General features: G+C 66.5%; 11 protein-coding genes. 6 read left to right on the top strand and 5 right to left on the bottom strand.

Features of this window, described 5'->3' with window-relative positions; all coding sequences use genetic code 11:
• Positions 1 to 41: 41 nt before the first annotated feature.
• Positions 42 to 1,052: a hypothetical protein gene (locus H508_RS0109440; RefSeq protein WP_156906051.1), complete on the bottom strand. Its 1,011-nt coding sequence runs from the start codon at positions 1,050 to 1,052 to the stop codon at positions 42 to 44.
• A 414-nt stretch (positions 1,053 to 1,466) separates the two neighbouring features.
• Entirely contained in the window at positions 1,467 to 2,534 is a 1,068-nt protein-coding gene (locus H508_RS0109435; protein ID WP_169514172.1) for a glycosyltransferase family protein, read from the bottom strand.
• Positions 2,535 to 3,871: 1,337 nt separating this feature from the next.
• Between H508_RS0109435 and H508_RS0109430 the strand changes: the two genes are divergently transcribed.
• Positions 3,872 to 5,332, top strand: coding sequence for a lipopolysaccharide biosynthesis protein (locus H508_RS0109430; protein ID WP_169514171.1), 1,461 nt, complete (start codon positions 3,872 to 3,874; stop codon positions 5,330 to 5,332).
• A 455-nt stretch (positions 5,333 to 5,787) separates the two neighbouring features.
• On the opposite strand, the gene H508_RS0109425 is transcribed toward H508_RS0109430, so the two are convergent.
• Positions 5,788 to 7,230: a tyrosine-protein kinase domain-containing protein gene (locus H508_RS0109425; RefSeq protein WP_281168382.1), complete on the bottom strand. Its 1,443-nt coding sequence runs from the start codon at positions 7,228 to 7,230 to the stop codon at positions 5,788 to 5,790.
• 33 nt (positions 7,231 to 7,263) lie between these two features.
• A complete protein-coding gene (locus tag H508_RS15605; RefSeq protein WP_051223150.1) occupies positions 7,264 to 7,917 on the bottom strand; it encodes an arsenate reductase/protein-tyrosine-phosphatase family protein in 654 nt (217 codons plus the stop codon).
• A gap of 110 nt (positions 7,918 to 8,027) precedes the next feature.
• On the opposite strand from H508_RS15605, the gene H508_RS0109415 reads away from it, so the two are divergent.
• The 4 genes from H508_RS0109415 (at position 8,028) to H508_RS16815 (ending at position 11,670) form a co-directional block, all read left to right on the top strand.
• Positions 8,028 to 8,990: a hypothetical protein gene (locus tag H508_RS0109415; RefSeq protein ID WP_026373867.1), complete on the top strand. Its 963-nt coding sequence runs from the start codon at positions 8,028 to 8,030 to the stop codon at positions 8,988 to 8,990.
• A gap of 63 nt (positions 8,991 to 9,053) precedes the next feature.
• The gene (gene galE, locus H508_RS0109410) at positions 9,054 to 10,064 is read left to right on the top strand and encodes a UDP-glucose 4-epimerase GalE (protein WP_026373866.1); all 1,011 of its coding nucleotides are present in this window, start codon (positions 9,054 to 9,056) and stop codon (positions 10,062 to 10,064) included.
• A gap of 39 nt (positions 10,065 to 10,103) precedes the next feature.
• A complete protein-coding gene (locus H508_RS0109405) occupies positions 10,104 to 10,715 on the top strand; it encodes an NADPH-dependent FMN reductase (RefSeq protein ID WP_026373865.1) in 612 nt (203 codons plus the stop codon).
• A 139-nt stretch (positions 10,716 to 10,854) separates the two neighbouring features.
• The gene (locus tag H508_RS16815) at positions 10,855 to 11,670 is read left to right on the top strand and encodes an endonuclease/exonuclease/phosphatase family protein (protein WP_051223148.1); all 816 of its coding nucleotides are present in this window, start codon (positions 10,855 to 10,857) and stop codon (positions 11,668 to 11,670) included.
• A gap of 9 nt (positions 11,671 to 11,679) precedes the next feature.
• Here the strand turns inward: H508_RS16815 and H508_RS0109395 are convergent, their stop codons facing one another.
• Complete coding sequence (locus H508_RS0109395) at positions 11,680 to 11,895, bottom strand: hypothetical protein (RefSeq protein WP_026373864.1); 216 nt, start codon at positions 11,893 to 11,895, stop codon at positions 11,680 to 11,682.
• A gap of 337 nt (positions 11,896 to 12,232) precedes the next feature.
• Here H508_RS0109395 and H508_RS0109390 point away from each other — a divergent pair.
• Positions 12,233 to 12,539: transposase (locus tag H508_RS0109390; protein WP_156906049.1), on the top strand; the 307-nt coding region annotated here is incomplete at its 3' end.

The raw sequence follows: 12,539 nt of genomic DNA, 5'->3' as shown, positions 1-12,539 counted from the left end.
TGAACCGGTGCCCGCTGTCATTCTCGCGTCTGCCTGGGTAACTATGCGCCAGCATGCTTCGAGATCGGCCGCCTGATCGGGACGTCCTGCCCGCCAAAAAAGAACTCCCGGAAAGTCGGAGGCAGCAATCCGAGCCGGCGGATCGCGGCGAGCATCAGAAGCCAGATCACTACGACCAACGGTGCCTTATCGACCCACACGAAGTTGCCGACTGGGAACGCTAGCATCTGAAGGAACACGAAGTACCGCATCATGGTCGACGCCAGGGTACCTCGGGACTCGAGGTGACTCGCGAGCCTACCCAGGATTACGCAAGCCGCAAAGAACCCGAGCATGCCTGCATTAGCGGCGAAGAGCACCGAGTCCGGGTGCCACCGGACACCTACCTCTACGACTTCCGTCATGACGTCACGGACCTCGGTCCCGTTGAGCGCCGAGCCGCCGGGAAGCAACCATAGGAGGGAGCTCTGCCAGTCTCGCAGCCATACATCGGTCCAGAAAGTGGAGACGTACAAAGAGCCGAAGCCGAAATAGCTGTAGAAGGCCAGCAGCGCGCCGACGACGCCCGGTCCGAGCATCTCCCGCAGCCAAGAGTCCTCGAGATGTATTTCACCAAGGTCCAGCAAAGCAGGATCCACACCCCGCGCAGCGAGGATCGCGACATAAAGCGACGCCAGACCGACCGCGACAACGAGGATGTACAACTGACGCGCGCGGGAATTCTTCGACCCTGGCCGAATCAACAGTGCGAACAGCAGTGCCGAGCCCACATGGAAGAACTCCAGCCCCGTGCCCCGCGCGAGACCCGAGTAGGCCATCGCGGCGAGGGAAAACGAGAGCAGCACCCACTCCTGGGGCGCGACGCGCCCCCCACGGGCGACCACCGACATCACCGCGCAAATCGCGATCGCGTACGTAACGACTTGCATCGCGAACCAGATGGTGAGTGCCCCTCCGCCGCCTGCTTCGACAAGTTCTTGGGTGTAGCCCTGATACTGCACGTAGAGCGACTGATCTCCGCCGAGCCCGCTAATCACTTGCGCCGGTGACATGCCCGTGCTGTACTGAGCAGACAAGATACTCGCCACTATTGCGGTCATACCCAGACCCACGGCGATCGTGCCGTTCCAATGCCTCGGCGGAATTTCCGAAACTTCTCGCGGAATCCGCGCAGACCGACCGAATGAGTATCCAAATGCGAAGAGCACAACACAAATGAGAAGTTGCATCAATGCTGGCAGCACTTGTGTCGCGGTCATACTCGTCAGCGACGCCAGCGCGAGTACATACAGCGCTAGAACCGCGTATGCGTAGCTTAGGACCCGCAACGAACTCATGAGTGTCTCCGCATCCTTTGATTGAGACGCGGACTTGGGGGGAAGAGCCTGCCCGCTCTGGTAATGACCGGAGGAAGTATCCTCGATACTTGGCGAGAGCTCGGTCCTGCGTCCGTCTGGCTCAACCGCTCACGCTCCAACGTGCGCGGCGTCACGGAGTGCTTCCCACAGTTTGGCCCGCGAGCGACCGGCCTCGTGATTCGCCAAGGCCACCTCAAGACCGCGAAGCGCCTTATCAGCCCGCGCTTCGCGATCATGAACCGCCTCCTCCACCACCACGTCCAGCTCATCGTGGCCGAGCGAAGACGCGACGTAGGCTGCACCCGAGCTGGCTAGATACTCCATAGAAGCAACACCTGCCGGTCCTATTGCGAGAACCGCCCGTCCGGCGGCGAGATACTCAGGAATCTTCGTCGATACGGACAGGTACGTCGCAACTTGGTCGCTTCGTTCGAACGACTCGACGTGGACCAGCAAGTCGGCGCTCTCGTAGACTCGCCGCAGTTGGCTCGCGTCGACGGCCTCGTGCATCACAATGGACTCAGAAGAGCGAAGCGCTTGATCCATTGCTGAATCAATGTGTGTTGAGGTGTAGATGTGGAGTTCGGCTCTCGTCCCCCGGCCCTGAATTCGATCAAGCGCGGCGCCAAGTTCAGCAAGCGTCTTCCAGCGATTCAGGTGTAGCCCGCCGGCGTATGTCAGAATAATCAGGCCGGGCAAAGAGTCGCGATGAGCAACCGTCGCACTAGTCACTTCTACAAGATTCATCAGCGGCGTGGACGCGATACCAAACTGTTCGCGATAGACGTTCGTCATTTTGTCCCCAATGGTCAGCACACGCTCGCTCGCCGCGCACATTGCGAGGAAGTGTCGACGGACGCTCGCGCGGGCCAGCTTAGCCATCGGGTTTCCTGCGGGCAGCGGCAATACATAGTCGTCAGTGACATAACTGAAGATCTTGGCCTCGAAGTCGCGCGATATGCGAACGACCAACGGGTAGAGATGGGTTGCGTCGCCGCCGCTGAAGAAGATGACCTCAGGATCGAAATCATCGATCCAACTCCTGATGTCGCGGTATCCGAGGCGCAGCACCCCTCCGAGCACGGCACTGCGCGCTGAGCGGATCGTCTGCGACGAAGCCAGAGCGCGCGTCGCTCCGGGCGACAGAACCTGATCTGCTATCGTCGTGGCCTCCACGGGCGCTCCCAGCGACCGCGTCCTGCGAGTCATGAATCGCAGTACGTCTTCGTCCGACACTCGGTAGAACCGGGTTGTGATACTCGAGTTCGGTAGTTCGCGATGGAAATACAGCTGTGCAATTCGCTCGGAAGGATAGCCTTCGAAGAAGGATGCGTATGTCTTTCCGTTATTCGAAGTCTTCGAGAGCGGGTTGACAGCAATGATCAGCACCCTCGGTAGGTTCTCGCGCATCAGTGAACTCTCCGCTCGGTTTCGGTTAAACTGCGACGCCTAGTCTCGTCCAACGCCGGCAGGGTCACGGCCGCTGCGAGCCGATGTATCAAGCCTGTCGCCCCCTTAGCCTATCCGGCCTCGCCGCGCCACCGAGCCCGCGACTGCAATCGACGTGCCTGGACCCGGATGAGGGGCAGACACCAGAACCGTTGCCCGCTCCGGGTGGATGTGCCGCGCCATGACTCTGGCGCGGTGTGGGTGACGAATGGGCTCGATGAGCGAGCGCGTGGATTTCTCTGAGTTGCAACTCGGCCCAGGCGGCAAGGGCGACGACGCGGGCGGTGCAGCGGGTAACGGTATGCCTCGAGGGCAGACAACGGCCTGCTGACGCAGGTAGCCGCGAGTCGGGAATGGTCGTCGACAGGCGAGCGGACTCGGTCGTAGCGCGCTTCGGCCTGCGCTGGTGCGCTGCGCCAGGCGCATCGTTCTTGCGACTGGATCACCGGTCGCCGCGATTGGACGGCGCTTCTCACTACAAGCTGGCAGCCGCTCTCGCATGTCGCGAATCGAGACCTGCTTCGAAGCGCGGACAACTTCGCCCGTCATCGGGTCAGGGGAACGGCAGCGCGCGCTGGCCGTGCAGCACCTATGCGACGCGCGGGGCGAGAATTCCGAGGAGGTGCGTGATCTGTCCCGACCGAGGCGCACCTCGAAGCGCGGCGCGGGCGTTGGCGACGGGGCTGGAAGGGCCGATTCCTCCTCTGCGCCGCAGACCATTCCACCCCCGAAGCGTTCGACTCAGCGGTCGACAGGGACATCAGCGTCCTTGGTGGCGACGACCTGCGAGCGTCAGCAGCGCCTTGACACCCGGCGCCGCGATCGGCCCCCGCCCTGAGGCGTGACCCGGCCGTTCGCGCGAGACACGAGGACCTCCGTCGGTAGGCGAAGCTTTCACAATACCGCTCATCCCGCGGGGTCCGCGCTACGACCCGCCGTGTTACGGCCATTGCCGGAAACAGCTAGACGGCAGGGCGATAGGCTGATCGGAGCGACGGCCCTGTCCGGTGGGCCACGGAAGCGCCCTACGCGCATCCTTGAGCTGCAGATTCGAGGACAACACTTTGTCGCAGAGCGTGCTGGCAGACGGCGCACGGGGCGGTGCGCTCGTTGTGGCCGGCAGCCTGACCAAGGCCGTCGTTCAAGTTCTATCGGTGACGATTCTTGCTCGCTTGCTGCTGCCCGAGGACTTTGGCGTGGTGGCGCTCGTGGCCGTCTTCATCGCACTGGGATCACTTCTGCGCGACTTTGGTCTACCTACTGTCGCGTTACAAGCCCCCGAGTTGTCCCACCAGCAAGCATCGAACATGTTCTGGCTCAACGTTGCGTTTGGGTCAGCCGCGGCGGTTGGCCTGTGTTTGGCCACGCCACTGCTTGCGGCGTGGTTCAACGAGCCGCTGCTTTGGGTCGTCGTCCCGAGCATGGCGTCGCTTCTGCTCCTCGGCGGGCTGTCGGCGCAATTGCACGTGCAACTCTCGCGCAACATGCGTTACCGCGCGCTGGTAGTTGGCGAAGTCGTGTCGATGGTTGCTGGCCTTGGCTCCGCCGTGGCTCTCGCGGCCGCAGGCGCCAGTTATTGGGCATTGATCGCTCAACACCTGGTAGCGGCGGTTGTGCTCTTAGCTATGCGTTTCGCCGCCACTCGCTGGAAGCCGATTCGCTTCCGCAGGGGCAACGGCGCATGTCGCGCCCTTGCGGTCGGAGCTGAGTACACCTTCGTGCAGCTTCTCGCTTTCCTGCAGACAAGCGCTGACTCGCTTGTAGTGGGCTGGCGTTTCGGGTCAACTACTCTCGGCTATTACAATCGAGGGCTACAACTCCTCGCGTTCTCGAGTCTTCTGCTCGGCCCGCTCATGCAGGTTGTAGTTCCCACCCTCAATCGAGCACGCGCTCAGGGGCGCGCACTGGGGCCCATGCTCCTCCGGATTCAGTTCGTAGTCGGTCTCGCCGTCATCGGCGTGCTTGCCATAGCGGCAGGAACGGCTCAGTCACTCGTTCCTTTCCTATTGGGCGGTGGGTGGGAGCGCACCATACCCATCTTCCAAGCCCTCGCGGTAGGAGGTTGCTTCTACGCCTTGAGCATGGTGAACCACTGGGGTTTCGTGGTAACCGGGCGGAGCCGTGCCTTGCTTCGGTCCGACATGATCAGTAAGCCGCTCGTGATCGTTTGCGTTGCGATTGGCTCTGCTTTCGGTGTGCTCGGAATAGCGGTCGGGTATTCCATCGGCATGGCGTTGGCGTGGCCGGTCAGCACTGTTTGGCTCGGGCGCGCGACGGGCGTTCCGGTACGACGCCTCTTCGCTAACGGCGTCCTACTTATAACGGCCGGCGCGGCCGGCGCGTTGACCGCGGTCTTCGTGACCGCATTGACCTCTGTTGCTTCGGGGGGTCTCGCTATCGCCGCTGGAGCTGCAGCGTGCTCTATCATGATCCTGCTACTACTGAGCCTGGTACCTGACGCTCGCCGGAATCTGCGCGGAGCCTTCAAACTCCTGAAGCTGCTTGGGACTCAACGGGCGGGGTGAAGCACTCGCACCCACCGGCGATTCATCGCTGCGGGGGCGATTCCGCCGTCCGTGCCGCACTACGCCGAGCTCGCTATGCGGCGCTCGGCGCTATGTGACGTTCCGTGTCCAGCACCGCAGGATCTGCGGCGCCAGGCGCCCGTCGCCGAGGTCGGCCGCTCGATCCGCACGGACTGACGCATCGCGTAGTCGTAGCACGCCGCCTCCGCTCATTGAGCAGGGCGGCCGGAGGCCGCTGCGCAAGCGTCGGGCTTCCCGAGACTGTGAGTAGTCTGCCCGACGCAGACGGCGCAGGTACGCTCACTGAGGCGAACGCGAGCGCCCGGCGGACGCAGAATCACCGCCGTCCTCAGCGCCATTGCACTCGGAGCGCCGCGTCGCGAAGACCGAGTTGACGACGCGCACCATGGTGACCACGGTTGAGCGACCGGCCCCGCCGTCCACTTCTACTGAGATCACCGTGTCTTCGGCAATGCCGGGCGCTTTGCCTTTCGCTCCTGCTGCTTACGCTCGACGTAACCGTAGTGCCCGTACCCGTAATGCCCGTACCCGTACGCATCAGCGCCGCGCGTCGGGACCATCGTGAGGACGACGCCCCCAACCGCAGAATCGACGGTGTCCAGCAGCTGCACCGCGGTTTCGAGTTGGTGCTTCGTCGCCTTGCCAGCCGATGCGACGAGCACAACACTCTCGACATGCTTGGAGAGCACTGCGGCGTCAGTGACGGGCAGCAATGGCGGCGCGTCGAAGAGAACCCAGTCGAACTCCTCCTGCAGCTCCTTGAGCAAGGTCGCCATCGCCTTAGACCCGAGTAGCTCAGACGGATTCGGCGGGATCTGGCCAGCAGGCAGGACGTACAGCGCCTTCGTGCCCCACTGCTGAACCGCATCAACCAAGTCGGCCCGGCCGATGAGTACATCGGTCAGCCCGACTCCACCGTCCAAGTTCATATAATCGGCGACCTTCGGCTTGCGGAGATCTGCATCGACAAGGATCACGGTCTGTCCGGCGTCGGCCATCGCGATTGCGAGGTTCGCGGTTGTAGTGCTCTTGCCCTCCCCGGGGGTGGCCGAAGTGACCACAAGCGAGCGTGAATCCTCGTCGACCTCAATGAACTGCAGGTTCGTTCGCAACGTGCGGAAGGACTCGGAACGCGGGCTCAGCGGATCGACATGCACAATGAGCGGGCGTTGCTTCGCCTTGGGATCGAACGCGATCGCCCCGAGCATGGGCGCGTCAGTGACGGCGCGAACGTCGCGCTCGTTGCGGATTCGGGTGTCAAGCACCTCGCGCAAGAGAGCGAATCCGACCGCCAGCGCCAGGCCGACGAGCGCGCCGATCACAATATTGACGGTCGTGCGGGGGCTGATCGGCGTAGTCGGCACCGAAGCACGCTCCACGACGGCGAGTTGCACTGGGCTGGCCTGATCGGGACGAGCCTCGATCGCGGCAACAGTCTCCGAGAGACTTGCCGCCGCTGCATCGGCGAGAGAAGCGGCCTCTGCCGGGTCGTCGCTCGTGGACGAGATCTCGATGATCGTTGTGTCGGGGACGGTCCTGGCACTGATGCGCGCATCGAGGGAGGTGTAGGACTCATCGAGCGAGAGCGATTCGATCACTCCGTCAAGCACGCGCTGAGAGTCGACCAGGTTTGCGTACGTCTCGACGCGGGACAGCGTGAAGGTGTTGCCTTGTGCCAGTTCGGCTGTGGTGTCACCGGCTTGGAGCGAGACAAACACCTGCGTCGACGAGGAGTAGACGGGCTTCTGCACGAGCGAAAGCACGGCGCCGGCTCCTACGCCAACGAGGGTCGCCGCTATAAGGAGCACCCAGTACTTCCTGATGACCCGGATGTAATCCGACAAGTGCAACTTGACTCCCTGTGCGTATGTCGGCACGCCAAGGAGATGCGGCACGCCGCAAACATCCTGTCACACCCGGAGTTCCGCTCCACGCCCGTCTGCGAGTGTTCGCAAGCACGATGCGATGCGGGCGACGTGCACTTCGATCGCGTCGGCTGACCGCTTGTACACCTCCGGCTCGAGCCGGTAGGGATCCTCGACGTCAAGCTCGTCCGGCGACACCGGGGTCGGCATCATACCTCGCGCTGTCACCGCCGCGTCGACGACGCGGCGCATGAAGGCGGCGAATCCGTCCCTGCCGAGAGGCGCGACCGACGACTCGAGCTCGCCGTTAGCGAGCGCCTCGACGATACGAGCGAACTCAACGAGCGTGAAGGAACGTCGGTTGGCGCGCGGCACTAAGCTTGTCGCTGCCGCGCGGTGCTCGCGGGCCATTCCGACGATGAGGTCGGCCTCTTCGACGTGCGGCTCGCGGATGCGTCGCGCACGGTGAGCAGCAGTGTCCGGGATGCCCAAACGAACCGCTTCCGCGACGGCGAGTTTGTCCATCGGGTCGTCGTCGAACGCCTTCGTCCCGGCACTCGAGATCTGCAGGGCAGGAATGTCGGTGCGCCCGAACGCCGCGGGGATCCGAGCACGAAGGAGCTGCTCCGCCTGGGGCGAGCGGCAGAGGTTGCCAGAGCACACCGTCAGGATGCGGAAGACCCCATCGTTCCGCGTCACTGGCTCCCGGGACTGTCGACTCGGAAGCGGCATGCGAACAGAGTACCGGGAGACGCTTGGTGAATGGCTAGTGTTGAGTGTCTGTCACGAGGCGAACAGGAGGTCTCAGCATGCCGCTCGATAGGCAGCAGGGCTGGGCCATCGCCGGATTGGCCGCTGCGGCGGTCTTCGCGGCTGGGTCGCTGACCGCCGTCTCGATCGCGAACGATCAGCGGGCAGCGGAGGCGCGCGAAGCCGGCAGCTCGACGACCGTGCTCGACGAGCGCTACCGTGCCGCGATCGCCGGGCTCACCGCGGCGGAATCGGCGCGCGCACAAGCGGAATGCGAGCTCGAGGCGCGGATCGTCGAGGCGGTGCAGCTCGAGCAGCGCATGGCTTCCGCTCTCGATGCCGCAGAGATCGTCGACAACGCCGCGCTCATCATCCCCCGCAGCGCGCGGCTCGCTTTCGAGCCCGATCGCGTCGCCGCAGTCGAGAGCTTCGCCACGGGGTTCACCACCGACACAGACGCGGAGCTCGCCGCCCGCTACGCCGGCGTCGCCGACGTCGTCGCGGCGTGCCTCGCGGAGCGCATTACGCCGGAGACGCCCGGGCCGAACCCGCTCACCGAAGAGGCAGTCGCAGATGCCGAGGCGCGTGCTGCGGCCGCGAGCTCTGAGCCGGTGCTCGACGCCGAGCGGCTCCAAGCGCTCGAGCAGGCCATCATGTCCTTCGGCGAGCCGACGCTCGCCGTGACCGACGCGCGCGTCGCGGTCACCGGGATCGATGAGACCGACGCGGCCCTCGCGGCCGCCGCCGACGCTGTGCGCACCGCCCCCACGGGCGCTGCGACGGTCGAGCTGCTCGAAGCGCTCACCGCGCACGCGCGCGCGGCAATCGACGCCGCGAACCGGAGCGTCGAGCCGGCTCCGCAGCCGGATCCGGCGCCCGCACCCGCACCTCGACCCCGCCCGGTCAACCCTGTGCCGGTGAACCCGACGCCCGCTCCAACCGCCGATCCTGAGCCCCAGCCGACCCGGCCGGTCGAGCCAGGGAACGGCGGCGACGCACCCGTCGATCCTGAGGAGCCTTGAGCGCTCACTCGATCGTGACCAGGCGGTTCGGGCGCGATTCGACCCTCGATCTCTAGGAAGCCCATGCGCGTGCTGCTCACCGGCGGAGCCGGCTTCATCGGCTCCCACACCGCCATCGCGCTCGTCGAGCACGGGCACGCGGTCGTCATCCTCGACGACCTCTCGAACGCGAGCGAAGAGGCGGTGCGCCGCGCCGAGCGGATCGCCGGCGCCGCCATGCCGCTCATCGTCGGCGACGCGGGCGACGCCGAGCTCGTCGGCCGGGTGCTCGCCGAGCACCGCATCGAGGCGGTCATCCACTTCGCCGGGCTCAAGGCGGTCGGCGAGTCGGTCGAGCAGCCCCTGCGCTACTACCGGGTCAACCTCGGCACCGCGATCGCGACCCTCGAGGCCATGGCGACCCACGGCATCCGCCGCTTCGTCTTCTCGTCGTCGGCGACCGTCTACGAGCAGCCCGGCGAGCTGCTGCGCGAGGACGCGCCGGTCGGCATCGACCTGCCGAACCCCTACGGCCGCACGAAGGCGATGATCGAGGCGATCATCGCCGACACGGCCGCCGCCGACCCCGCCCTCGAGGCGGCGGTGCTGCGCTACTTCAACCCGGTCGGCGCGCATCCCTCGGGCGAGATCGGCGAGGACCCGAAGGGCATCCCCAACAACCTCATGCCGTTCATCGCCCAGGTCGCGGCCGGCGAGCGCGAGCGGCTGCGCGTCTTCGGCGACGACTACCCCACCGTCGACGGCACCGGCGTGCGCGACTACATCCACGTGCTCGACCTCGCGGAGGGGCACGTCGCCGCGCTCGAGGCGCTCGAGCCGGGGGTGCTCACCGTCAACCTCGGCACCGGGCGGGGCGCCTCGGTGCTCGAGGTGCTGCGCGCGTTCGAGCGCGCTGTCGGCCGTGAGCTGCCCTTCGAGGTCGTCGAGCGGCGCGTCGGCGACGCGGCCGTCTCGACCGCCGACCCGACGCTCGCGCACGAGCGGCTCGGCTGGCGAGCGACCCGCTCGCTCGACGACGCGGTGACGGATGCGTGGCGGTGGCAGGAGCGCAACCCGCGCGGCTACCGCGCCTGAACCCTCGACACTCCCAGGATGCGGGGCCATGCTGGCGGCATGGCTGAGACGTACCACCACGAACCCCCGTACACGATCGGCGTCATCTGCGGCAGCATCTCCGCATCGTCGATCAACCGCCGGCTCGCGCGGGCGCTCATCAAGCTCGCGCCCGACGACCTGCAGTGCTCGTTCATCGAGATCGACCAGCTCGACCTCTACGACCACGACCGCGACGGCGACTACCCGCCCGAGGCGCTCGAGCTCAAGCGGCAGATCCGCGAGGCGGACGGCATCCTCATCGTCACGCCCGAGTACAACCGCTCGGTGCCCGGCGCGCTGAAGAACGCGATCGACTGGGCATCGCGCCCCTACGGCGAGAACGCGCTGTCGCGGAAGCCCGTCGGCATCATCGGCACCTCCCCCGGCGCGATCGGCACGGCCGTCGGGCAGCAGCACCTCAAGACGATCATGTCGTTCTGCAACGCGCCGCTCATGAACGAGATCGAGGCGTACGTGCAGTACCAGGAGGGGCTCGTCGACGACGACGACAACGTCACGGTCGAGTCGACGAAGGAGTTCCTCTCGACGTACATGCGCGCGCTCGACGACTTCGTGCGGCGGGTGCTGACGGTGGTGCCGAAGCCCGACGGGTCGACCGCGGCAGGCTGAATCGCTGCCTCCGGCCGAGGCGCCGATCGCCGAAGCACCGAACAGCGTCAGGATCGGCTCAGGCCCCGTCGGCACTGCCCGCGCGCGGGATAGCGTCCACGCATGCAGTGCCGTCCCCTTCGTCGCGCGGGCTGACGGCATGCGCGCGCCAGCGGAGCTGCGGGTCGTGACCTGGAACGTCTGGTGGCGCTTCGGAGAGCGCTGGGAGGAGCGGCAGGAGGGCATCGCCGCGACGCTCGAGCGCCTCGACGCCGACATCATCGGCCTGCAGGAGTCGTGGGCGACGCGCGAGGAGTCACAAGCCGCCGTGCTCGCCGAGCGGCTCGGGATGCAGAGCCAGTGGGCCGGCCCGTCGCTGCCCGAGCTGCCCGACGAGCCCGAGTCGCCCGACCACGCGGGCGTCGATCTCGGGCTCGCGGTGCTCAGCCGCTGGCCCATCCTCGACTCGTGGACGCGCACGCTCCCCTCGAGCCGCGACGTCGCCCCCGTCGCGCTCGTCGCCGTCATCGAGCACCCGCGCGGGCCGCTGCGCGTCGTGTGCACGTGCGCCGAGCACCACGCGCACTTCGGCGACGACCACGTCGCCCAGACGCGCGAGCTCGCCGAGCTCGTGCTCGAGCTCGCGGCGCTCGAGTCGCCGCTCCCGGTGCTGCTCATCGGCGACCTCAACGCGCCGCCCGACGGGCCGGAGCTCGCGCCGCTGCTCGAAGTGATGACGGATGCGTGGACGGCGGCCGGGCACGCACCCGACGAGGGCGTCACCCTCTCGAGCGAGCACCCCGACGCACCGCTCGGCGCGGCCAAGCAGCTCGATCGCCGCATCGACTACGTGCTCGTGCGCCCTTCGGCCGGGGGCCGCGCGCCCGAGGTGCGGAGCGCATCCGTCGACACCGACAGGGTCGACGGGCTACACCCCTCCGATCACTTCGCGGTCGTCGCGGACCTGAAGGTCTGAGCCGCGCGATCAGTGGCCGCGGCGCGACTCACGCTGCGCCGCGAGGTCGTCGAGCGCGCGGCGGAGGCACCGCGACTGCGCGGGCGTGAGGGTGTCGGGATCGAGCTCGTCGACGAATCCGGTCGCCTCGCCGCCGGGCGAGGACGGCGCCGCCTCGCGGTCGACGGCGCGGAGCTCATGGCTCCTCGCGGGGGCGGCGGGCCGGTGCCGGGCGGCGAACGACATGCTCCGGACACTAGGACGGATCCGCGCGCCGGAACCGCTTCTGCGCACACTCCTCGGCCGCTCTTGAGGATTCGTCGCTCGCCGGCCGGGTGTGGGAGTCGCGCGTTCCTCGTTCCCGAGCGCGATGACGCTGTCACCAGGCGTCGGACATAGCACGCCTCAAGCTGCGGCGGCGGTCGCTCCGCGTCGGGCGTCAGGACGGCATACTGACATTCGTTCCGCACGAGGATGCGGCGCGGCATCGCGCCGCCTCCGAAGCAGCTCGCCGAGCATCCTCACGCGCCTCGCGCCCGCGAAGCGGGGACGATCCGGCAGTCGATGAACCGTCCCCGGTTTGATGCCGGTTCCTTTCGAGTCTGGAAGGAAGATAGTCATCATGCCGAAGCAGATCCCGGAGGAGACGAAGCAGCGAGCGATCCGGCTCGTGCTCGACCACCTCGATGAGTACCCGAACCTGACGACCGCGTGCGAGACGGTCTCGAAACGGCTCGGCTTCGGGGCCGAGTCGCTGCGCCGATGGGTGCGGCAGGCTCAGATCGACGCCGGCGAACGGCAGGGCGCCTCGACGAGCGAGTCGGAGCGGGTGCGGCGGCTTGAGCGGGAGAACCGTGAGCTGCGTGAGGCGAACGCGATCCTGCGCGACG

This window comes from Agrococcus lahaulensis DSM 17612 (assembly GCF_000425105.1).
Lineage (GTDB): Bacteria > Actinomycetota > Actinomycetes > Actinomycetales > Microbacteriaceae > Agrococcus > Agrococcus lahaulensis.
This window is presented reverse-complemented; position numbering and strand designations above follow the sequence as displayed.